This is a genomic window from Oceanirhabdus sp. W0125-5, assembly GCF_027938815.1.
Lineage (GTDB): Bacteria > Bacillota > Clostridia > Clostridiales > Clostridiaceae > Oceanirhabdus.
Genome location: NZ_CP115913.1, coordinates 2,110,271 through 2,133,536 on the forward strand (window position 1 = coordinate 2,110,271; position 23,266 = coordinate 2,133,536).

A 23,266-nucleotide genomic window follows, 5' to 3' on the forward strand; every position below is an offset into this window, starting at 1 on the left:
AATAATGAAGTCAGAACTCAAAGTCAATTTAGGAACAACTTCTGACTGGTGCTAAAATTTTCAAGGATAAAATATTCAATCTTGGACAAACTAATTTTGTAATCTTGAAAGGAGTGTATTCTAATGGCAAGGGGTAAAATTCAAGAGCTAGATAAGAAAAAGACTAACATGAGAACTAAGCAAACTGATAATAGTGAAATTCAACCAAAACAAAGTGATGTAAAAGCAGGAAGAAACAATAGGTAAATTGAGTTCTCAGATTAAAAGTCATTACAAAAGAAAATTATTATAGGGAAGGTGTAAAGATGACAGATAATCGTTACGGCACAAGAAAAACAAGTAACATTGATGTTGCAAGAGATGATGTCCTTAAACCTAGAAGAAATGACAGAAAGAAAAAAAACGAAGCAGAATATAGAACTTTTGCAGGAGATCCTATAGATAAAATAGGTAAAAATTAAATATTGTAAATCATAAATTGAATTCCAGCAAATTTGCTGGAATTTTTATTTTGAAAAAATAATTCAACTTTCTTTATTTTTTCTTTATTTTTATCAAATAAATTCTAAAGAATAATATTTTACAATTATTATATGGATTGGTAAAAATAATACATAAGGAGTAAATTTATGATAAAGATAACTAATGTATCAAAGGAATTTAGCAGTGGAGAAAATAAGCAAGTTGTTCTTAAAAATATAAACTTCAGTATAGAAAGAGGTGAATTTATTACTATAATGGGTCCGTCAGGTGGAGGAAAATCTACTTTACTATACACAATAGCATTGTTAAGTGATCCAAGCACTGGAGAAGTTTATTATAACGGTAAAAAGGTAAATTACAAAAAAGAAAAGCAGTTAGAAAGATATAGGAGAGAAAACGTAGGCTTGATCTTTCAAAATTCAAATTTAATAAGTTGTTTATCACCTTTAGAAAACTTAATTATTGCCATGAACTCAAAGGAAAGCTACAGGGAAAAGAAAAAAAAAGCGGAAGAACTCTTAGATAAAGTAGGATTACTAAATAAAAAAAATAGTAAAATCTCATCCCTTTCAGGTGGAGAAGCTCAAAGGGTATCAGTTATTAGAGCTTTGGTAAATAAGCCTAAAATAATTTTATGTGATGAGCCAACAGGAGCGTTAGATTCTAGTAACAGTAAAAATGTTATTGATCTTTTATTACAAATAAGAAAAGAAACTAACTGTTCCTTAGTCATTGTAACCCATGATGAAAAAATGGGTAAGCTTGGTGAACGGCAAATATATTTAAAGGATGGTGAGATACATGAGATGGTTGGAAATCTTCAAGCTATATAATTTGAAATTACTAAAAAAAGATAAAGTAATTCTGATTTTTACTGCAATATCAATATTAATAACAGTAAGTATTTCTTTAATAATACCTCAGGTTGATTTTGAAAATAAGAAATTTATACAGAACAAGATTAATGAGCTAAATGGTGGCGACTTAAAGGTTATAGTGGAGTATCCTTCAGTTGAATTTGAAGAAAAACTGGTAGAGCTAAAAAATAGGGGACTTAAGGTAAGAACTTTTAGCAATGAAGTAGCTTTTTTTCCTAAAGGAGATATTAATTTTGTTAGTAAACTAATAAGAGGAGAATTTGGTTTAAATGATAATGAAATAATTTTATACTCAAATATTGCTAAAAAGTTAAATGTTAAAGTTGATGATACTGTGTGTATTAAAGCAAATGGCATAGATAATAAAAAGTATAAAATTAAAAATATAGAACTCATGGCAAGTGGTGTGGATACTGAATCAGAGATGCTTGGTTATGGCAAAATCCAAGGAGAAGAACCTAAAGATCCTACTATTATCTTGATAACTGGGGCAAATGGTGAAAAATTAAAAGAAGAGTTAAAAAGTATTGAAAGAGGATACAAGTATTCATCCCTAGAAGATAAAAAGAAATCTCTAGAGAAGCAGTTATCAACTCAAATAACAGTTTTAAATATATTAAACACCATGGGATATATCTTATCTATAGTAACAATAGTTAGCAGTACCATAATGCTTATTTTAAAAAGGAAAAAGGATATTGCAATACTTAAGATGGTATCTGTAGATAGCAAGGCTATAAAACGAGCAGTAAGAATGGAATTGAGTTTCTTAGTGATTGTTCCACATATCATAGCAGGGGTGATATGTTACCCATTAAGTAAAGTAATATTAAGCATAGCAGGAAATATAAGCAGTATTGTGCTTTCAATAGATAATATCATGTTAATTTTAAAGGGATTAGCCATTAATGGAATGTTATTTTTAACCTTTTTAAGCTTAGCATTAGCTTTATTAAATTCCATTAAACCTTTATCAATTGTAAAAGAAGATGAAAAAGCAATGAAGAAAGCTAGTAAAAAGATTGTGGTAGGAACAGTAATTTTGATTCCTTTAATACTTGTAATTTACTCTGTTTATTATATAAAAGATAGCTCTACTTTTGTGGGAAGTATAGGAATATTACTTTTTGTAACAGTATTTCTTGTTATTATATCAATAATTATAAAAGTTTTATCTAAGATGCCTTTAAGAAATTCAATAACATTATATAGTTTTAAAAGTATAAGAAAGAATTTCTTTTCTTTTGTTTTAGTTTTATTAAGCATAACTTTAAGCTTATGGTTTGTTTTAATAGGATTTGGATTAGAAAATACTATAAAAACAAGCTTTAATAAGGATTTAGAAAGGAAGGTTCCGTACAATTATATTGTAGGTGGAGAAGGTGTAGAAGGTAATGAAAAAATATACAATATATTAAGTGAAAGTGAACAAGTTCAAGGGTTTAGTAAAATTTATATAAGGAGAGGCAAGGTTTTAAATGAAGAAATTGAAGCTAAAGGGGTTACTATTGGTGAACTAAAGGAGAATGAGTATGGAACTAAATTTGAAATTATAGAGGGAGATGACTTATTCAAAGGAGACTCTAATGGGATTATTGTATCTCGAGCATATAAAGAGAAGTGTAATTTATCGTTAGGAAAAGAGTTGCAGATTGAAACAGCTAATGGAGTTTTTAATTATAAAGTTAAGGGGATTTACGAATGTTCCACTATAAACTCTAGTCAATTTTTGACTGAATATAGAGGGGATTATGATTCGCAGATTAATTTTTATGTTAAAGCTAATAATGATGATTTTCACAACTCTCTAAAAGAGTGTTTTATTGTAAACATTGATCAATTAGGAGATAGCCTTTCTGCTATGTTAAATAAATTCTTAGGAATATTTAAAGTGTTGTGCTTTATCACAATGTTTTCAGCAATTTTATTTAATATAAACATGGTATATATGAATTATCAAGGTGAGGAAAAGGATGAAACTGTAATAAGAGCTTTGGGAATTGGGAAAAGCTTTTTATTAAAATATCAAAGTTTTAAAATATTAATAGTTATGGTAACAAGTATATTTATGGCACTGGGATTATATTTTCTTATGATTGACTTGGTTTTTATGGCAGCTTTTAAAGGAGCTGTTCAGTTTTCAGTAGTAGATGTGATAATAACGATAACAATATCCATAATACTATCTCTTATAAGTTTTAATTTCCCAATAAGAAAATTGCTTAGCAAGCATGAATATGAATTACTTAGAGAAGATGTATAATGTGATTTTATTTCTAAATTAATAAAAATTTGGTAATATATATATAAGAAAAAAGTATAAGGAAGGTGGGGAGAGTATGAGTACAAAACTTTTAATCGTAGAAGATGATAAGGATATTTCAACTTTACTTAAGGATTATTTGAGTAAAAGTGGCTATAGTATTGAAGTTGCAGAAAACGGGATTGAAGGATTACAGAAAACAAAAGAATTTCCACCAAACTTAATAATTCTGGATTTAATGATGCCCATAATGGATGGATATACAATGCTATCAAAGCTAAGAGAGTTTTCAGAAATTCCAGTAATAGTATTAACAGCAAAGGGACAGCAAACAGATAAAGTTATGGGCTTCATAAAGGGCTGTGATGATTATGTGGTAAAACCCTTTGATTTAGTGGAAGTTGAATATAGGATTAAGGCAGTATTAAAAAGAGGAGAAAAGAATAGTAATAATAATTCAGATATAATATTATATAAGGACTTAGTGATAAATAAAAGAGAGTATAAAGTAGTACAGAACAATGAAGAGGTTAAGTTAACTAAAACAGAATTTGATATTTTAAGTTTGTTAGTTTCAAATCAAGGAAGGGTATATTCTACTAAAAATATATATGAGCTTATTTGGAAGGAAAGTTTTTTAGAAAATGATAATGCAGTATTAACTCACATTAGGAATTTAAGAGAAAAGTTAGGGGATAAACTAAAAAGTGCAAAATACATAAAAACTAAGTGGGGAGTTGGATATAAGGTTGAGAAAGATATTTAAGTTAAGGGGAGAAATAATATTAAGAGTAGTAGTAACATTAATACTCACCTTTATCATAACTCATGTTATATGGTACAATTATGAATCCTATACTAAATATGAAAAGCTAAAAGAAAGGTCAAGAGACATTAATAAGTCTTTAGTAGAAGAAATTATAAGTACACTAAAGCCTTATGAAACAAATGATGTAGATCTTATTAATGAAATTCAGAATAATGATAAAGTATTTGCAAGAGTATATTTAGTGAATTCTCATGGAAATGTTTTAGCTGAAAGTAAAAAAGAAGGGATAAAGGTTATTGATATTTGGAAGGTTCATAATACTATTAAACAATTAGGGATAAGATTTGAATCTAAAAATATTTTTAAGATTAGAGATAATAGATACTTAATTATATTTATTGATAAAGCAACTAGAGATGACTCCAAGACTATGCTATTAAGTTTAATTATAAGTGTTATAATTTGTATATTCTTATTAAAAGGAAGAGTTAAATATATAGTGAAAATCGGAGAAAAAGTTAAAAGCATAGCAAAAGGAGATTTATCAATGAGAGTTCCTTTAAAATATAAAAATGAATTAAGGGATTTAGCTGCAAATATAAATTACATGGTTCAGGAACTTGAGAGAGAAGATATAAAGAAAAATGAATTTATAACAAATATAGCACATGATTTAAGAACACCTCTTACAACAATCCTTGGCTATACAAAGATGATTCAAGAGAAAAAATATAAAGACTACAATGAATTAAATAGTTATGTAGATACAATAAATAGAAAAGGATTGTATTTAAAAACATTGTTAGATGATTTTTTTAGTTATTCAAAACTTTCCTCAAAAGCAGAGGAATTTGAGGAAGAAGAAATTTACATACAAGAGTTATTAAGACAGTTAGTAGAAGATGAGGAAATAAATTTTAAAGATAAAGAGATAGAAGTAGTAAGTAACTTTAATGAAAAACCATTATATACATTTGGAAATGCTGAAATGTTAGCAAGAGCCATAGGGAATTTATTAGTTAATGCTCAAAAGTATTCAAAAGAAAAATCTGAGGTTATTATAACAGTACAAAAAGAAGTAATAAATAAAATCGATTATGGAGTTATTACAGTATTTAATATTCCTAAGGAAGAAGTATTGGAAGAAGATATAAAAAGATTCTTTGAAAGATTATATAAAGGTGATACTTCAAGGAATAATGGAGGAAGTGGTTTAGGATTAACTATTACCGAGGAAATAATTAAGCTTCACAAAGGGGTTATACAAGCTACAAAAAGTGAAGGTGGGATTATTTTTATAGTGGGACTTAAATTATTACTTTAGTTTATGGAGAGTTGATTTAAGTATATTAAATGTACCAGAGGAAAGTTTAAAGGACTCAGTACAAATTGCAAATAAGTTAATTGATGTTATGACTCAGGGAATGGTTATTTATGATAGATTAAATATGAATATTAATGGAAATGTATTAGAAGTACAAGGATATTATTGTGATGACTTTGATAATCCTGACTTTAATAATGAATATTTGGAATTTGAATGGGATGATTTGATTTACGAATAAAAATTTCTCTCAGTGAAAAGATAGTATTGTCAAGCTTTATTAAAAGATACTTAAGTTCAATAATTACTGAAAAGGAGAAAATATATGAAAAAGCAGTTTGTCAATGATTTAAAGGACAAAATGAATGTTAAATCTTCCTTTATGATAGTTAAAAAATTGGCAAGAGAAGAAGGAAATCTTATTGCTTATGTAGGGGACAAGACAGGAGATGTTAAAGCAACACTTCCAGATGATAAAAATAAATTAGAAGTAGGAGATATAATATACATTAGTGGAAAAATGGATGGCAGCATTAAAGCACAGCATGTTAAAAAAGAAGAAGAATATAATCTTGAAGATTACCTTCCATCAATAGATAAATCAATTGATAAAATAATTGAAGAGATGAGAGTTTTATCAGATGAAGTATTTAAAAGTGAAGAATGTAAAGCCTTAGATGATTATTTCTTTAAAAATGAAGAATTCGTAGAGAGATTTAAAAAAGGGATTGGAGGATTAAGACAACATCATAATTATTTAGGAGGACTTGCAGAACATTCATTAAATGCAATGTATATAGCAAAAACTCTTGCAGAGAGATATGACATTAGACATAAAGAGATAGCAGTTTTAGGAGCTAAACTTCATGATATAGGAAAGATTGAGGAGTATTTTACTAATGGTCCCTTCTCAGTAACAATGTTAGGTGAAATGGAGGGGCATATTGTAACGGGAAATGCTATGATAGAAGAAGCTTTTAGAGAAGGTGGAGATATTTACAGTGAAGATTTTAAGATGAGAATGAAAAGCTGTATTCTTCAACATCATGGAAAAATAGAGTATGGCTCTCCAAAGGTTCCAAAAACTGAAGAGGCATATATTGTTCATTTAGCTGATTATGTAGATGCAATAATGAATAAAATAGAACAGGTAAGAAATATTACTGAACCTGGTGAATGGTCTGAGTATGATAGACGTATAGGAACAAAATTATATATGTAAATAATTAAAATAGTCAAGGTCAATACTTTGACTATTTTTAATATATATTTATTGGAGAACTTTACTTTATGAATCACCTCTCTATAGCTAAAAGTTTGCTTTTTTTACAAAATATATATGAAATTTAAAATACATATTATATAATAAAAAGTAATAAAATCCTATATAAAGATAAATGGATCATATGTAATATTTATAAAATTAAGGGGGAAGGGTATGTTTAAAAGAGATAATAATTATTTAATAACTTTGTTGATTGTAACATTACTATTATTCTCAGGATGCACAAAGAAGGAAGAAAAAGTAAACAAACAGCAAAAGTTGAAAGAATCACAAGAGGCGTTTAAAATGCTTCAAGAGGGAACAGATGTAGAAAATGTGATGGCTATAATTAAGGAACTTACAGATGAGAAATATGAGGGAAGACTTGCATGTACTAAAGGAAATGAACTAGCAGGTGAGTATATAGCAAATTATTTCAAAGAAATTGGTTTAGAGCAAATGCAAGGAATAGAGGAGTATAAGGATTACTATACTCAAAAAATATTATCTTTAAATGATAAACCTTTACTTCAGGTTAAAGATAAAAATAATAATATAGTTAAGGAATATGATTTTCTTGAAGATTTTAATGTTCTTCCATATCCGAACACTAAAGTTAGAGGAGAGGTGATTTCAGAATTATATTATGTAGAGAGTGAAGAGGATTTTTCATCAGAAAATGATAAATTAAAAAATAAAATATTGCTTATATCAGAGGAATTAAGTAATAATTTAATTTCAAGAGGAAATATAATAGGAAGAATTGATAGCCAAATAGAGGCTAAAGGAGTTATTTTTGAAATTGATATAGATAATCCAAATAGAGCAGTAAGTCATTTTACCAAAAGTGTTTTTTCTCCTGATTATGCATCATATAAAGAGGATGGAATAGTGGTATTAAGATGTGAAAGTGAAGATTTTAAAGAATTAATTGACTTTTCCAAAGGGGAGAATAATCAGGTTAATATTAATATAGATTATGTACAAAAAGAAGATAAGGTAGCAAATATAGTTGGTATAATACCAGGTAAAGATAAGGATTTAAAATATGAATATATAGTGTTTTCAGCTCATTTTGATCATTTAGGGAACAATTTTAATGGCACATATAACCCAGGTGCACTTGATAATGCTTCAGGTGTTGCAATTATTATGGAGATTGCAAGGGCCCTTAAGGAAAATAATATAGAACCAGATAGATCAATACTGTTTGTTGCATTCAATGGAGAAGAGGAAGGGCTTGTTGGTTCAAAACATTTTATGCTAAAGTATCAAGAAGAATTAAGGAATTCTGTAGGTATTAATTTTGATATGGTAGGACATAAAAATGATAATCCAATTCAATTTTATTATTCTGAGAAAAATGAACTAGTGAATGACCTTAAGGAGATTTCTAAAGACCAAAATATTAAAATTACTGAAGACGTAGGGGCTAGAAGTGATCATGATTCATTTCAAAAGTATGGAATACCTGGTGTAACAATTATTGAATGGGAGAATGATGAATATCACCACTATACAGATACAATTGATAAACTTGATAAAAATGATTTTAAGATACTTCTTGATATGATATATACGTATATCTGTAATGAAGGGGTATAAATAAAATATAAACGCCTCTAATCATACGATTAGAGGCGTTAAAAATTATATCACAAAATAGTAAATATATTATTAACCACATATGTCAATTAAATAAATTACTTTATTTGCAATAAATAAGTGGACTTAGATGAATATCTAATATATAATATAATTGTAATAAAATTCTAAATATTATAAAAATATAAAAGGTAATCTATATTTAGATAATTGCAATCTTTAAATTTAAAGGGGGAAGGGTATGTATAAGTTTCCGAAAAATTTATATACAGATGTAAGAATCGAAAATGTTTTTGAGTCAACAATCAATTATACAGATGGGGTTCTTGATGAAAATAAGGTAAGAGAATATACAGGGGCTTTTATAAGAGTTTTTGATGGTCAAAGATGGTATTATAAATCTACTACAGATGTAGAAAATATTCAGGATAATATAGATGAATTAAGTACAATGGCACAGGAAAATCATAATATTTTAGAAAATCCAATTGTTAAAAAATTTCAAGTTAATAAAGATGAGATTCGTAATTATGAGGGATATGAAATAAATAGTGTAAGTCAAAATGAAAAGTTAGCTCTGGTAAATGATTTATTACCATTAATTAAAGAAAAAGAAGAGGTTAAAAGTTGGAAAGTTAATTATAAAGATAAGAGAGTGGAAAAAGAATTTTATTCTAGCAAAGGAAGTTCAATAAAGCATGATTATCAAGCAGCGGGAGTGGGCTTTTTCTATTCAGTTTCATTTGGAGATAAGAAATTTGATGATAATTCAAGGGTTACTTCAAAGAAGTTTGAAGATCTTAAAGAGTTAATTAATAAATTTGACAATGACTATAATGAAACAGTAGAATTTGTTAAAAATTCAAAGTCAGTTGAACCTGGTAAATATACTGTTGTTTTATCGCCAGTAGTAGCAGGTGTTTTTGCTCATGAAAGTTTTGGGCATAAAAGTGAGGCAGACTCCATGATTGGTGATGAAACAATGATGAAGGAATGGAAGATAGGAACTAAGGTGGGTTCTGATATTCTTTCCATTGTAGATTACGGTGAGAATTCTGTTTCAGGATACGTACCTTATGATGATGAGGGAACTAAAACAGAAAAGACTTATTTAATCAAAAATGGAGTTTTAAGTGGAAGATTACATTCGGCATCTACTGCATCGGATTTGCAAGAAGAATTGACTGGGAATGGAAGGGCTAAGGATTTTGAATTTGAGCCAATAGTTAGAATGACTAACACATATATTGAGCCAGGAGATAAAACAAAGGATGAGCTTATTGGGGAAGTAAAAGAAGGTATATATATTGAGGACTATAAGCATGGTTCAGGTCTGAGTACATTTACAATTGCACCTAAAAAAGCTTATATGATTAGAGAGGGAAAGATAGCAGAGCCAGTAAACATTTCTGTTATATCAGGAAATGTTATGGAAACATTATTTAAAATTGATGGAGCTTCAGATGAATTAAAAATTAATGATAATGTTTGGGGCGGATGTGGAAAGATGGAACAAACTGGTCTTTCAAGAGCACATGGTGGTCCATATGTAAGAGTAAGAGATATTCAAGTGCAATAATGGGGGGATATAAGTGATTAGAGAAAAATATACAAGAAGAGTAAAAGAAACTTCTATAAATATTGTTCAAAGTAAGATTGAATCTATACGAGAAAAGGATATTACCAAGACAGGTTTTAGGGTATATAAAGATGGTAAGATTGGAGTTGCAGGTGCATTAGGAAAATATGATGAGGAGGCAATGTTTAAAAAAGCAGAAGAAGCTTTAAATTTAAACATACCTTATGAAAATGAGCCCTCATGTAATAGAAATCAATCTATGGTGTTAGGGGCGAATATTCCAAAGGGAAAAGAACTTATAAATGAGATAGAGAGTTTATTAGAAGAACTTAGAAAAAATGATGATTTTATATTCAGCAATAAGATAAATGTTATAGAGGAAGAAGTAACATTAGAGAATAACAATGAGTTAAATTTAAAATACAATACAAGATACATGTCTTGTGCTATTATAGTAAAAGAAAAGACTTCAAAAAAAACTATGGATTTATTCATCCCATATGAGGGGAGAAATTTCAATAAAGTTGAATTCATTAACTTCGCAAATAACTTATTAAATGCATATAGAATTAAAGTGCAAGTGCCAAAGAAAAGTAAACTTCCAGTTGTATATTTGAATACAGATATGAGTATATTAAAAGTATTTTTAAAAGACTTAAATGGAAGAAAGTTCGGAAGTGGAGCATCAGTGTTCTCAGAGTTTATTGATCAAAAGAAGTTTAGCAGTGACTTTACATTATATCAAACTTCACATCCAGATGATGACAGTAATTGTAAGTTCTTTGACCAGGAGGGGGTTGTTAACAGCAATTACAGATATCCTTTAATTGAAAATGGTGTGATTAAGTCGCCATTTACTGATAAAACAGTATCAAAACTCTATGACTTACCTCTTACAGGAGCAGCTAATTGTGAATTTGATGGTGTTCCAGGATTGAAAGGAGTTCCTAATTTAATAGTTAAAAGTGGTGAAAAAACAGCAAAAGAATTGTTAAATGGTGAAATGGGTATATTTATATTTATTGCTGCAGGGGGAGACTTTACTAGTGAGGGAGGTTTTGGTACACCTGTTCAACTTGCTTTTTTATTTGATGGTGAAAAGTTTGTAGGAAGATTGCCAGAACTACAAGTTTCATCTCATGTATATAATATGTTTGGAGAGGACTTTAGAGGGGTTTCTTGTAATATAGGTATTCCAGGAATGAATAGCAAATATATGATAATGGATATGGATGTTAAAAAATTATAGATTAATATTTGAAAAGGTAGAGAATATATATAGTTATTCTCTACCTTTGTTTAAAATTAATGTAAATGTTATAATTATGTTGGAAAAATAAAATATAACCTATATTAAAGAAAGAAGTGATAAAGATAATTTATAAAGTAGACAATAATTCAAGAGAAAACTTATCTTCAATGTTTGAAAATATGAATAGTACTATCGTGTTATCATATTTACAGGGACATATGGGAACAGCGTGGGTGGATGATCTTAAAAATCCAAAGGTTGCACAAGTTATGGTGGGGATCTTTGTTTTTTATGGAGGAGATCCTAACTCAGAGGCAGCAGAGGAGTTATTAAATAATCTGCCTGAACATAGTCTTGTAATTGTAGAAACTGAAGATTGGAAAAAACGTATAGAATCTATTCATAATGGACGTTTAGAGAAATTTAAAAGATATGATTTTAAAAAGAATCCAGAATACTTAGACAGAAATCATTTAGAGAAGTTTTTAGAGAAATTACCATTTGGATATGAACTTAAAAAAATAGATGAAGATTTGGTAAAAGAACCATCTTTACATGAAGTTTCACCTGATTTTACAAGTAATTTTCATTCTATTGAAGATTACTTAAATAGAGGAATAGGATATTGTATTTTAAATAAGGGACAAGTTGTATGTGGTGCATCATCATATAGTATTTATGATGGTGGTATCGAGATTGAAATTGGGACACGTCCTGAACATAGAAGAAAAGGGTTAGCTACTGTAGTAGCGGCAGCATTGATAATAGATTGTCTTGACAGAGGAATATATCCTAGTTGGGATGCAGCTAATACCCAATCAGTTGATTTAGCAGAAAAGTTAGGATATGTAATGGAAGCGCCTTATGATACGTACTATATTCACTATAAAAAATAAAAGAATAAACATATAAATTAAATTATCAATATATTTTATATTAATCCAGCATTTGATAGAAATTGCTGGATTAATTTATTTTTACTATTAAGATATTTTTTTATTGTGTAATTGGAAATATTTTGATAAAATATAAAATATAGTAAAATTGAGCTTTGAGGTTATTCGAGGAATTAATGGTTTACATAATTAATTACATATTCTAATAATTAAACTATTAGATGTAATGTAATTATGAAAAACTAATCCATAAATTCAAATTAAAAGCCGGGGGGTAAAAAAATGAAAAAAATTCTTAGCTATATGCTAGCATTTGCTATGTTAGTGGGCTTATTTGCTACAGGAGCAGGCATTACAGTAGCAAATGCAGAAGAAAATGTTAAATCTTATTCTGTAGTATTTAATGAAAACAGCATACCAGATGGATTCCAGGAGCAGTTAGCTGCATATGGAGCTGAAATTGTTAATGAAATACCAGAAATAGGTTATGTTCAAATTAAAGGTAACTCTAATGTTGTAGAGCTTGTCAAAGGGTTAGGCAATGTACAAGCTATAACACCTATAGTTACTTGGGCTCTTCCAAAAACTGAAAGAATTGAATTAAATGAAGAGTTAAACGAAGAAGCTAGTAACAGTGATGAAGTATATTGGTGGCATAGACAATGGGATATCAAAAGAATTACTGAAAATGGTAAAAGCTATGAAATGGGAACAGGTTCTCATGACGTAGTAGTAGGTATTATAGATACAGGTATTGATAGAGATCATCCAGATTTAGTTGGAAACTTATTACCAGGTTCAAAGAACTTCGTACCAGCTGGTGGATTTGCAGGGCAAGAACCTTATGAAACTGGTGATGAAGGTGCATTTGATGATTTACATGGTCATGGAAGTCACGTGGCTGGTTCAATTGCAGCAAATGGAGCTATGCTTGGAGTAGCACCTGATACAGGTATACGTTCTTATCGTGTATTTGGAACAGGCTCAGCAGAATCTTCTTGGATTATAGATGCAATGGTAGCTGCTGCAAATGATAATGTTGATGTTTTATCTATGAGTTTAGGTGGATTTGATATTTTAGGTCAGATTTTCTATATTGATCCTGAAACTGGAATTAAAGAAAAACTTGGTGACGATATTGCTGACTACATTGCTTATAAGAGAGCAGTTCAATATGTACAAAGCAAAGGTGTTTTAATTGTTGTTGCTTCAGGAAATGATGGAATCAACTGTACAAATAGAAAAGAAATGACTGAATTCTTAAATGCTGAATATGGTGGAGATGGTACTTTCTTTGTTGGAGCTAGCTTTAATGCACCAGCACAATATCCAAATGTTGTTACAGTATCAGCTACAGGTCAGAACGATGAACTTGCAGTATATTCAAATTATGGACCTGGATTTATTGATATCGCTGCAGTTGGTGGAGACAAAAAAATGTATCTAGAATATTTAAATAATGGTAAATTTGATGAATATTTAGCTAATAAATTATATTATCAAGAATTCTGCTTAAGTACAGCTGAAGATGGAACTTATTACTATTCAATAGGTACATCAATGGCATGTCCTAAGGTTTCTGCAGTTGCTGCTTTATTAATTGATAAGTATGGTAAGATGGAGCCTAATAAGCTTGCAAGATTATTATACAAAAAAGCTGTAGACCCTGTAAAAGGAAAGAATAGACAATACTTTGGAAATGGTCATTTAAATGCTTACAATGCATTAAAATAATCAAATATAATTTAATTTTCGAGAAGAGTCAAAGCTTAATGCTTTGACTCTTTTTTTATTTATTTAGTTTGTCGAAATTTTTCATTAGGAAAGCTAATTATTAGATTGCTTAGTGCTGTTGGTATAGGTTATAATTCTTATGTTAACCAAAATTACATATAAACATAAGGGTTTTTGATTTGAGGAGGGGAAGAGTGAAAAGGAGCAAGGTAGTAAAAGACGTATTTAAATTAGCCATGCCAGCAGTTTTAGAGATGACATTATATACACTAGTTTGGGTGCTTGATACCATGATGGTAGGAAAGTATGGTGGAAAGATAACTGTTTCTGCTGTAAGTCTAAGTTCAGAAATAATGTATACTTTTATTAATATTTTAGTTGCTATAGGAATTTCTGTAGGAGTAACATCATTGGTTGCAAGAAGAGTCGGAGCAAAAAAGTTTAAGGAAGCAGAAGAGTATGCTTCTTTAAGTGTAGTGGCTACAGCAATTATAGCTATAATTTTATCAAGTATATTTTTTATTTTCCCAAGAGAAATTTTATCTTTATTTAAAGCTAAGGGACAAACCTTGGAACTTGGTATCAAATATATGAAAATATGTTCAATTGGATTATTCTTTAACATGAATTTATCAACTTTAAATGGTATTTTAAGAGGTATAGGAAATACAATAATACCTTTTGTAACTGCATCCATTGTAGTAATTGTAAATCTTACACTAGATTATTCTATGATTTTTGGTAAATTTGGTTTCCCTGAATTGGGTGTAGAGGGAGCTGCATTAGCTACGTCTATTGCGCATTTTGTAGGATTCTTATTTGCAGCTTATTATATTAAAGTCCATTCTAAAATTAAGCCTAGAGTAAAATATATTCTTTCTATGAATGGTAGAAAGCTTTGGGATCTAATTCGATTATCAGTTCCTTCAGGAATGCAGGAAGGGGCTTTTAGTATATGTAGACTAGTAAATGCAGGAATGATAATGACTTTAGGTGAAGTTGCTTTTTCAGCAAATCAAATAACAACAACTTTAGAATCTCTTTCATTTATGCCAGGATGGGGATTTGCAGTAGCTGCAACATCTTTAGTTGGACATAAAGTAGGACAGAAGGATTATGAAGGTGCAAAGGAATATGCCAGTGCTTCAATAATATTAGGCTCTCTTATTATGTTAATATGTGGAGTGCTATTTTTACTATTTCCTAAACAGATTGTATCACCTTTTATAAAGAGCTCAGAAACTGAGGTTATAAGATTAGGAGCATTATGTCTTATGATAGCTTCAATAGAGCAAGTACCTATGGCAATATCTATGATTATAGGTGGAACTTTAAAAGGAATGGGTGATACAAAAAGACCATTTTTTGTTTCGTTATTTTCTAATTGGGTAATTAGATTTCCACTTATGTACTATTTTATATATGTTAAGAAATTTCCAGTTACTGCTGTTTGGTGGATTACAGCCATACAATGGGGAATTGACGCTATATTAATCTATCTATTATATAAACACAAGTTTGCTAAGTTACTATCAAAAAAGTGGACAAAAAATGCATATTAGATTAGAATAAATAAAAATATTATAAGTTAAATTTAAAGCTATTAAAATGCGTATAAGCATTTTAATAGCTTTTTTAGTTATTAATTAAACAGATAATCAAATTTAAAATGCTGGTAAATTAATACATTTTCTAGAATATACTTTAATTAGAAAGATAATAAGGAGAAGCTGATTACATGATAAAAAGATTAGTTTCAATTATTTTAATTGTATGCCACATAGTAATACTTTCAAGTGGATGTGGTAGTAAAAAACCACAAGAATCAGGTAAAAACTCAAAAAAGGTTGAAGAGGTTTTTGAAGAGCCAATTAAGAAAATGGTAACACCAGATAAGCTGATTGCTGCTAAAGATGAGATTAGTATTGAATTTTCTGGATATGATATTGACAAGGAAGAAGAGGTTGTTATTCAAGAAGTTCAGCCAAAGCCTTTTCAAATAGAAGAAGAGTTAAAAGAGGAACTTATGATTACTGCTTATGATTTTGAGGTTGTAAATAAATCTGAATTTATTGATCTTATTGAAATTTCAATACCATATGATGAGAATTTTATTGAGGAAGGTAAAGAAGAAAACTGCGTAAGCGCCATGTACTACAACGAAAATTCCAAAGAGTGGCAACCAGTCGTGTACACAGTGGATACAGAAAATAATCTAGTTAAGATTATAACTGATCATCTTTCAACCTATGGTGCATTTGTTGTAAAAAGGGAGAATAGTAGAGCTGCTAAAATTGTTAAATTAAACACCTGGCATATGCCTGAATCTAATGGAAATGCCTTTAAGATTGTTAATGAATGTTTAGAAAATCAGATGACACCAGGGGAAAAAGCTTTAGAAATGGGAACAAGTTGGGTAGGGGACTGGCTTGGTATTAGTGGAGGAATGCATACTGTAATAACAAATACAGTTTACACAACAGAGTTTTTAGATAATTTAGGTGGTGCAATGACAAATATTGGACTTGCGGCAGCTATTGCACAAGCAGCTGTTGATTTTCAAAAAGGTGATGACGTTGCATTAAAAGGAAATTTAACAAAGAACTTAAGTTATTTCTCTATAGGAAAATGGGGTTCAGGAGCCTTGCAGTTATCCTTTGTAGGAGTATATGCAATTGATTATTCAATTAATAAATTTGGTACTGCTGCATGGGAAGGAAGGAAAGCTGATTATGAAGCAGGCTATAAGCTATATTATGAGAAATATAACAAACGTAGTGCAAAAGAGTGGTATAAAAAATTTTATTGGATATGGCAAGATAATAAAGATGCAAAAGATCCTAATTTAGTGAGTAGATTGATTAATGAAGAAATTGATAATTATTGTAATGCATTCTGGAAAATTGATTATGAAGAAATGTGGGCAATAATGGAGGAAGTAAATACAAAAGCTAATGAAATCACTCAACAAATTAAAGATGAGATATCACTTGAGTATAAAAAGGAGCTAATTAAAGTATTGCAGAAGCCTGTGTTTGATCGATTAGAACAAAAAATTACCGAACACTTAAAAAAGGAATATCTAAAAGAAAAATCAGCGCTAGCAAGAATGCTAAATCAAGTAGTAACTTTTGAGTATAAGGAAGATATTAAAGAAAATGAAAAATCTAAATATAATGGATATACAGTTCGATTTGCACCACTAAATGAAAAGGCGGATCCTAAAAACTGGACAGGAAAAGTAAATGAACAAGGAATGGTTAAAGCTAAATTTACTGTCTTAGGACATATGCAGTGTGGTTCACCAAATACACTTGAATTTTATAAGCCTGGGGATAAACCTGATATAGATAAACCAGAGAAGGTTGTGGAGTTTAAATTAGATATACCAAAGACAACTATAACTGAAAAAGAGTCAAAAGAACAAGAAGGATTTAATAATTTTTATCTGTTTTCTGGTGAAAAGATACCAAAAGACAAAATCGGATATGCTCCATATTTCTTATTAAATGAACTTAGGATAGAAGCACCGGATGAGGGATTTGGTTTTATTCAGTATCAAAGTGGAACTTATGAATTCAGAGAATTACATTCTATTTATGGAGAGCAAGAAGTCGTTATAGATTATTTTAATCTTGATGCAGAATTATATCTAACTGATGATGGAGAAAATGAGGAACTCTTATGGTACGAAGGAGAAGGGAATTTTGAGTATAAGTATACTATCACATATAAAAAGCATGAAGTAGAGGATATTATTGAACTAGTAGACGCACCAGAATGGCATGTGGGAAGTGATAAGGTTCCCAAAGTTGTTGGACAACGTAATCTTACTATTAGTGTAACTGAAGTTCATACAGTAGAAGGACCACTTCAAATTATGCGTTCTTATGATGATATTAATGGTAAACCAGCAGTAGAATTCTTCTTTGATGGAAAGAAAAATATAGAGATAACAACAGTAACTACTTCAGATGATCCTGAGTATCAAAAGAAAACAGAAGTAAAGAACATTGATGATGAGGATCTGTATTACGGTATGTCTGTATTTACTATAATTGAGTTAGAAGAATAAAGTAAGTACTTAAGGGTCGAGGTTAATATCCTTGTCCCTTAGTATTTCTTATTGAGTAATATAAATATATTTAAAATTTAATTATTGACCAAGGTATTAATACTAAATGATAAATGATTGGAATATACATTATAGAGAAATTGAAATATGAGAGGTAGTTTATGAATAACACTTCAGAATTAAAGGATAGAATTCAAAAGCATAACATCAGAATTGATTATTATCGTACGTTATTTTTTATGACTCCTTTTATTGGGGATAAGATGTATTACTTAAGGTTAATAGAAGAACATCTATTAAAAGTGGATGAATTATTTGCGGAATGTTATAGAGAGATTGATGAAATAAATAGGAAGCGATTTAATGGAAGAGAAGTTGAAAGGGAATTTACAAGAGAAGAGTTAAAACAATATAACGGTGAAAATGGAAAAGATGCTTATATCGCTGTAAATGGTGTAGTTTATGACGTAACCTATGAATCACAATGGGGTGGAGGAACTCATTTTGGGGTGGTTTCAGGAACAGATGGAACTGAGGAATTTAATCAATGTCATGGAGGGGAAGAGATATTAGTAAAGATGAAAGCAATAGGGAAACTAATAGATTGATAGAACAGTGTCCAGTTATCAATACAAAAAATCGAATGGCAAGAACAATGATGGATCTGGTGTTGGAAAAAAAGAATAAAAAAATTAATCTCATCTGGTTAGAAACATGCGGATGTTCAGGAAATATTATATCTTTATTAAATGCAGATAATCCAGATGTGGTTTACTTTTTAAAAGAAATGGTAAACTTGCGATACAGCAACAGCTTGATGGCAGCTGAAGGTGAATTTGCCTATGAACAGTTTTTAAAAACACTAGAAACTGAGTTTATATTAGTAGTTGAAGGAGCAATTTCTACTAAGGAACAGGGGCTTTATAATGTTATTGCAAACTATAATGGAAATCATATAACTGGCATGGAGGCAATAAAAAAAGCAGGAGAGAAAGCTAAACATATTTTAGCAGTAGGAACCTGCGCCTCATTTGGTGGCATTTCTGCCGCAAGTCCAAATATTGCAGCGTGTAAAAGTGTTAAAGAATTTTTAAATAAAGAAGTTATTCAACTGCCAGGATGTCCAGGAAATCCTGATTGGATTATTGGAACTATTGCGCATTTGATTCTTTTTGGAAGACCAGAGGTTGATGAAAAGGGAAGACCAATTATATTTTATGGTGTAACTATTCATGACCATTGTCCAAGACGGTCCTATTTTGAACAAAGAATTTTTGCTAAAAAGTTGGGAGATGAAGAATGTATGTTTCGCCTTGGGTGCCGCGGACCAGTAACAAAGACGGATTGTCCTAATAGGAGATGGAATAATACGGATAATTGGCCCATTGGGGTGAATACACCTTGTATCGGTTGTGCTCAAGAGGGATTCCCAGATAAAATGGAGCCATTTATTCGGTATTAATGATTTGAGGGGAGAAATAAGTAATATGAATAGGAAAATAACCATCAGTCCAGTTACCAGGATTAGCGGTTTCTTAGAGATTGAAGTGGAAATTTTAAATAGGAAAATCGTAGATGCAAAAAGCAGTGGTATGCTTTTTAGAGGATTTGAAGCAATGCTTCAAGGTAGAGATCCTTTAGATGCTATTTATTTCACGCAAAGAATTTGTGGTATTTGTTCCACTGCTCATAGTATGGCATCAAGTTTTGCTTTAGAAAATGCTTTAAATGTAGCAGCAGATGAGAATGATAATATGATTCGAGATTTTATTCATGGATGTGAGTTTGTACAAAATCATATTCGTCATATTTACCAATATACTTTTCCTGATTTTGTTAAAGGACCAGAAATTCATCCTGTATATGTAGTATCTCACAATGATTTTCGTCTTCCTGAAAAACTGAATAAAAAAATAGCTCAAGATTATGTCACATCTATTAAATACAGTAGGATGGCTCATGAAATGTTGGCAGAGTTGGGAGGAAAAGTTCCTCATAACCATGGTATTTTTGTTGGTGGAGCAACTGTTAATATGGATATCTCAAAATATATGAAAATAAAGTCTATGTTACAAGAGATTAAAGAGTTCGTGGTTAACAATATGATAGAAGATGTAGAGATTGTGGGGCAGTATTATCCTGAATGTTTTAAGCAAGGAATAGGGCACAAAAACTTGATGAGCTATGGATGTTTTAGTACCTATAAAGATTTAGATAGAACTTATGTTACTCCAAAAGTATGGATTAATGGAAAAGAAGAGGTATTTAAGCCAGATAGGATTACAGAACAAATAAATTATTCATGGTATCAAGATGGGGAACCGGACCGTATGAAACAAGATGCATACTCTTGGATTAAAGCTCCTAGATACAATGAGAAACCTATGGAAGTAGGTCCATTAGCTAGAATGTGGTTAGGTGGATATTATAGAAGAGGAATTTCATTGATGGATAGAACTATAGCAAGAGCCTATGAGGCAAAAAGAATAATTGAAATAATGGAGGTTTTGTTAGAAAGAATACAGTTGAAAGAAAGCAGTCAAAAAATTTATGAGATTCCAATAAAGGGTGCTGGAGAAGGATTAGTGGATACAACACGAGGAGCATTAGGGCATTGGGTAAATATAGTGGAGAAGAAACTTGGAAGGTATACAATCATCACACCATCTGGATGGAACTTGTCTCCAATGGATAAAAAGGGCGTAAGAGGTCCTGTAGAAAAAGCTCTTATTGGAACAGAAATTGCTGATATTAATCATCCAGTTGAGATTGGAAGAATTGTGCGATCCTTTGACCCATGTGTATCTTGTGCAACCCATGTAAGAGGCGAATATAACGCAGTAGAGATGATAATTGGGTGATGAAGAAAAAATTATTTGCAATAGGGAATCCAATTATGATGGATGATGGAATTGGAATAGTTGTTGCAGAAGAGATACAAGATTGGCTATCAGAAAGAGATATTGAAGTTATTATTGGGGAAACAGATGCTGACTATTGTATGAGTTTCATTAAAAAAGATGACTTTATTCTTATTATTGATGCTACCTATTTAAATATTAGGCCAGGATGTGTTACAACTTGTCCAATACGTGAATTGAATAATGATTATAAGAGTGTATATTCTCAACATGAAATGAGTTTATTAAAAGGATTAACTATGTATGGAAAGAAGGTAAATGGTTATTTTATTGGGATAGAGATTGAAAAAATTCAGTTCGGGTGCCAATTGAGTGAAAATTTAAGTGGTGAATTACAAAGTATTTGTGAAAAAGTTAAAGGGGAAATTCAGAAAATATTTAATGAGTCAAATAATTAAGAAATTAATTTTATTAATCAATTCCTTATGTTAAAATATTTTGCCCTTATAATAGTTTAGAGTGATACTAGAAGTAACATGAATAATAAAGAAACATTAAATAGATATTGAATATAATTATATTATAATTTAAAAATATTTATTTACAGGGAGGCAAAATATGAGAAATGGCAATGACTCATATCTACAAGAGCAAAATGGTAAATTGAATGTATTCGTGTATATCGGAGATAGAGCAAAACCGTTTAAAGGAGCAAAAGTAGAAATTAAGAAAATAACGGAAAATAGAGAACTTAATATTGGAACCCTTGAAACTGATGATTCAGGTAAAACAAAAAGCATTGAACTTTCTGCACCCAATAAACAATATTCTATAGAACCAGGAGACGTAATACCTTATTCTTTGTATTCTATAGAAGTAAGAGCAGATAAATATAAGACTGTTAGAATTAAAGGAATACGTATTTTACCAGATTCAGAAGCAATACAAGAAGTTAAACTCACTTCTATTGAAGACAGTAATGATAGGAGCCAAATAGAAGAAATAACAATTCCACCAAACAGATTATACGGAAATTATCCACCTAAAATTCCAGAAGAGATTACATTTTTAATGGGTACGGAGGGCCCGTATTTAGAAATGCTACCTCCAATTACTAAGATCCCAAAAGAGATTATTGTACATGAAGGATCTCCGTACAACAACTCTTCAATAAATTACCCTGTAGCTTTTACAGATTATATAAAAAATGTACTTGCTAATGAAATTTTGTCCTCATGGCCCATAGAAGCAATTAAGGCTAATGCAATTGCTGTTATATCCTTTACGTTGAATAGGTATGCGACCGAGTTTTATAAACCTAAAATTTTTACTATAACAAATTCTACAGCTCATGATCAAAATTATGTGCATAACTCACCTACTTACGCAGAAATTAATAAAGTTGTTGATGAAATGTTTCTTACGTATATAAAAATGGAAAATGGATATCCATTGTTAGCTCAATATTGTGATGGGAAAAAAGTTAAAATCTCTGGGTTTCTATTTCAATGGGAAACTGTAAGACTTGCGATAAAAGATCAAATGGATCATAAAGAAATTTTAGGGTATTTTTATAGTCACCTTAATTATAAAATAGCTGTTGCAGAAGGAATAGGTGAATATGAAACTTCATTTAAGGGGGATTTATATAAAGGTGTGGATAAAATAGAAGCTGTAATAGAACTTCAAAAGAGTTTAAATGTTATTAGTAACAATTATCCAGCAATTATTAAATTAGACGAGGATGGAAAATTTGGTAACAAAACGGAGAAAGCTGTAAATACCTTTAAGAAAGTTTTTGGTTTAAAAACTAATGGTTATGTTGATAGAACTACGTGGTATAAGATTTCACGTGTTAAGGTAGCGATTTTGGAGCTTGCAAAGGGACCTAATAGAAATAGTCCTACTATTTATTTTAATTATCCCCAAAATATGTTGCTAGAAAATTCTCTTGTCCCATTAGTAAAATGGGTTCCAGTATGGATTCCTATTAAATATTATAAAAGAAATAATGATTTTTTTATTAAGGAAGTAGATTATTAGTGAAAAGCTTTTTATGAAGGAACAAAATTATTCCCGTGATAAAATAATATCTTGCTGTAGAGTTTTTAAAGAGTATAGAACCAAGGAGTAAGTAATTCCTAAATATGGAAAATTTTAAAATAGGCCATACTATAGTGGTGGAAGATTTTGTGTGCAGTGCTGAATAATTAAACTATCAAAAGTATTGAGAAAGTATCAAAAACATCTGAAACAGCAGGAATTGTACGTAAATTAGTTTTA

Annotated in this window: 20 protein-coding genes; all 20 read left to right on the forward strand. The window is 30.0% G+C overall.

Annotated features, from left to right (window positions below):
* Positions 1-123: 123 nt before the first annotated feature.
* The 20 genes from OW730_RS09910 to OW730_RS10005 all read left to right on the forward strand — a co-directional run bounded on the left by OW730_RS09910 (position 124) and on the right by OW730_RS10005 (position 23,026).
* Positions 124-246, forward strand: coding sequence for a hypothetical protein (locus OW730_RS09910; RefSeq protein ID WP_271228861.1), 123 nt, complete (start codon positions 124-126; stop codon positions 244-246).
* A gap of 59 nt (positions 247-305) precedes the next feature.
* Entirely contained in the window at positions 306-461 is a 156-nt protein-coding gene (locus OW730_RS09915; protein WP_271228862.1) for a hypothetical protein, read from the forward strand.
* A 168-nt stretch (positions 462-629) separates the two neighbouring features.
* The gene (locus tag OW730_RS09920) at positions 630-1,316 is read left to right on the forward strand and encodes an ABC transporter ATP-binding protein (RefSeq protein ID WP_271228863.1); all 687 of its coding nucleotides are present in this window, start codon (positions 630-632) and stop codon (positions 1,314-1,316) included.
* 1 nt (position 1,317) lies between these two features.
* Positions 1,318-3,624, forward strand: a complete 2,307-nt coding sequence (locus OW730_RS09925) for an FtsX-like permease family protein (protein WP_271228864.1) — start codon at positions 1,318-1,320, stop codon at positions 3,622-3,624.
* Between the two features lie 76 nt (positions 3,625-3,700).
* Complete coding sequence (locus OW730_RS09930; RefSeq protein ID WP_271228865.1) at positions 3,701-4,390, forward strand: response regulator transcription factor; 690 nt, start codon at positions 3,701-3,703, stop codon at positions 4,388-4,390.
* Positions 4,374-5,717: a HAMP domain-containing sensor histidine kinase gene (locus tag OW730_RS09935; protein ID WP_271228866.1), complete on the forward strand. Its 1,344-nt coding sequence runs from the start codon at positions 4,374-4,376 to the stop codon at positions 5,715-5,717. Before OW730_RS09930 ends, OW730_RS09935 begins: the two co-directional genes overlap by 17 nt.
* An 88-nt stretch (positions 5,718-5,805) precedes the next feature.
* Positions 5,806-5,958 (forward strand): hypothetical protein, encoded by a 153-nt coding sequence (locus tag OW730_RS09940; RefSeq protein WP_271228867.1) that lies wholly within the window; start codon positions 5,806-5,808, stop codon positions 5,956-5,958.
* Between the two features lie 84 nt (positions 5,959-6,042).
* Positions 6,043-6,939 carry an HD domain-containing protein gene (locus tag OW730_RS09945; protein WP_271228868.1) on the forward strand — a complete coding sequence of 299 codons (897 nt, stop codon included), beginning with the start codon at positions 6,043-6,045 and terminating at the stop codon, positions 6,937-6,939.
* A 216-nt stretch (positions 6,940-7,155) separates the two neighbouring features.
* Complete coding sequence (locus OW730_RS09950; RefSeq protein WP_271228869.1) at positions 7,156-8,586, forward strand: M28 family metallopeptidase; 1,431 nt, start codon at positions 7,156-7,158, stop codon at positions 8,584-8,586.
* Positions 8,587-8,827: 241 nt separating this feature from the next.
* Positions 8,828-10,165 carry a TldD/PmbA family protein gene (locus OW730_RS09955; protein ID WP_271228870.1) on the forward strand — a complete coding sequence of 446 codons (1,338 nt, stop codon included), beginning with the start codon at positions 8,828-8,830 and terminating at the stop codon, positions 10,163-10,165.
* 13 nt (positions 10,166-10,178) lie between these two features.
* Positions 10,179-11,414 carry a metallopeptidase TldD-related protein gene (locus OW730_RS09960; protein WP_271228871.1) on the forward strand — a complete coding sequence of 412 codons (1,236 nt, stop codon included), beginning with the start codon at positions 10,179-10,181 and terminating at the stop codon, positions 11,412-11,414.
* Between the two features lie 116 nt (positions 11,415-11,530).
* The gene (locus OW730_RS09965; RefSeq protein WP_271228872.1) at positions 11,531-12,313 is read left to right on the forward strand and encodes a GNAT family N-acetyltransferase; all 783 of its coding nucleotides are present in this window, start codon (positions 11,531-11,533) and stop codon (positions 12,311-12,313) included.
* A 282-nt stretch (positions 12,314-12,595) separates the two neighbouring features.
* A complete protein-coding gene (locus OW730_RS09970; protein WP_271228873.1) occupies positions 12,596-14,047 on the forward strand; it encodes a S8 family peptidase in 1,452 nt (483 codons plus the stop codon).
* A 236-nt stretch (positions 14,048-14,283) separates the two neighbouring features.
* A complete protein-coding gene (locus OW730_RS09975; protein WP_442945439.1) occupies positions 14,284-15,609 on the forward strand; it encodes an MATE family efflux transporter in 1,326 nt (441 codons plus the stop codon).
* Between the two features lie 176 nt (positions 15,610-15,785).
* The gene (locus OW730_RS09980; protein ID WP_271228875.1) at positions 15,786-18,122 is read left to right on the forward strand and encodes a hypothetical protein; all 2,337 of its coding nucleotides are present in this window, start codon (positions 15,786-15,788) and stop codon (positions 18,120-18,122) included.
* A gap of 161 nt (positions 18,123-18,283) precedes the next feature.
* The gene (locus OW730_RS09985) at positions 18,284-18,730 is read left to right on the forward strand and encodes a cytochrome b5 domain-containing protein (protein ID WP_271228876.1); all 447 of its coding nucleotides are present in this window, start codon (positions 18,284-18,286) and stop codon (positions 18,728-18,730) included.
* A gap of 35 nt (positions 18,731-18,765) precedes the next feature.
* Positions 18,766-19,584 (forward strand): hydrogenase small subunit, encoded by an 819-nt coding sequence (locus OW730_RS09990; RefSeq protein ID WP_271229544.1) that lies wholly within the window; start codon positions 18,766-18,768, stop codon positions 19,582-19,584.
* A gap of 25 nt (positions 19,585-19,609) precedes the next feature.
* On the forward strand, positions 19,610-20,983 hold the full coding sequence (locus tag OW730_RS09995) for a nickel-dependent hydrogenase large subunit (RefSeq protein WP_271228877.1): 1,374 nt from the start codon (positions 19,610-19,612) through the stop codon (positions 20,981-20,983).
* Positions 20,983-21,441 (forward strand): hydrogenase maturation protease, encoded by a 459-nt coding sequence (locus tag OW730_RS10000; RefSeq protein ID WP_271228878.1) that lies wholly within the window; start codon positions 20,983-20,985, stop codon positions 21,439-21,441. The genes OW730_RS09995 and OW730_RS10000 overlap by 1 nt, the downstream gene beginning before the upstream one ends.
* Before the next feature lie 160 nt (positions 21,442-21,601).
* The gene (locus OW730_RS10005; protein WP_271228879.1) at positions 21,602-23,026 is read left to right on the forward strand and encodes a peptidoglycan-binding protein; all 1,425 of its coding nucleotides are present in this window, start codon (positions 21,602-21,604) and stop codon (positions 23,024-23,026) included.
* The last annotated feature ends 240 nt before the right edge of the window (positions 23,027-23,266 follow it).

What these genes read in the sequence shown, in the direction of transcription:
- OW730_RS09910 (WP_271228861.1), top strand. Translation starts at nt 124, where the DNA reads ATGGCAAGGGGTAAAATTCAAGAGCTAGATAAGAAAAAGACTAACATG.
- OW730_RS09915 (WP_271228862.1), top strand. Translation starts at nt 306, where the DNA reads ATGACAGATAATCGTTACGGCACAAGAAAAACAAGTAACATTGATGTT.
- OW730_RS09920 (WP_271228863.1), top strand. Translation starts at nt 630, where the DNA reads ATGATAAAGATAACTAATGTATCAAAGGAATTTAGCAGTGGAGAAAAT.
- OW730_RS09930 (WP_271228865.1), top strand. Translation starts at nt 3,701, where the DNA reads ATGAGTACAAAACTTTTAATCGTAGAAGATGATAAGGATATTTCAACT.
- OW730_RS09940 (WP_271228867.1), top strand. Translation starts at nt 5,806, where the DNA reads ATGACTCAGGGAATGGTTATTTATGATAGATTAAATATGAATATTAAT.
- OW730_RS09945 (WP_271228868.1), top strand. Translation starts at nt 6,043, where the DNA reads ATGAAAAAGCAGTTTGTCAATGATTTAAAGGACAAAATGAATGTTAAA.
- OW730_RS09950 (WP_271228869.1), top strand. Translation starts at nt 7,156, where the DNA reads ATGTTTAAAAGAGATAATAATTATTTAATAACTTTGTTGATTGTAACA.
- OW730_RS09955 (WP_271228870.1), top strand. Translation starts at nt 8,828, where the DNA reads ATGTATAAGTTTCCGAAAAATTTATATACAGATGTAAGAATCGAAAAT.
- OW730_RS09970 (WP_271228873.1), top strand. Translation starts at nt 12,596, where the DNA reads ATGAAAAAAATTCTTAGCTATATGCTAGCATTTGCTATGTTAGTGGGC.
- OW730_RS09975 (WP_442945439.1), top strand. Translation starts at nt 14,284, where the DNA reads ATGCCAGCAGTTTTAGAGATGACATTATATACACTAGTTTGGGTGCTT.
- OW730_RS09980 (WP_271228875.1), top strand. Translation starts at nt 15,786, where the DNA reads ATGATAAAAAGATTAGTTTCAATTATTTTAATTGTATGCCACATAGTA.
- OW730_RS09985 (WP_271228876.1), top strand. Translation starts at nt 18,284, where the DNA reads ATGAATAACACTTCAGAATTAAAGGATAGAATTCAAAAGCATAACATC.
- OW730_RS09990 (WP_271229544.1), top strand. Translation starts at nt 18,766, where the DNA reads ATGGCAAGAACAATGATGGATCTGGTGTTGGAAAAAAAGAATAAAAAA.
- OW730_RS09995 (WP_271228877.1), top strand. Translation starts at nt 19,610, where the DNA reads ATGAATAGGAAAATAACCATCAGTCCAGTTACCAGGATTAGCGGTTTC.
- OW730_RS10000 (WP_271228878.1), top strand. Translation starts at nt 20,983, where the DNA reads ATGAAGAAAAAATTATTTGCAATAGGGAATCCAATTATGATGGATGAT.
- OW730_RS10005 (WP_271228879.1), top strand. Translation starts at nt 21,602, where the DNA reads ATGAGAAATGGCAATGACTCATATCTACAAGAGCAAAATGGTAAATTG.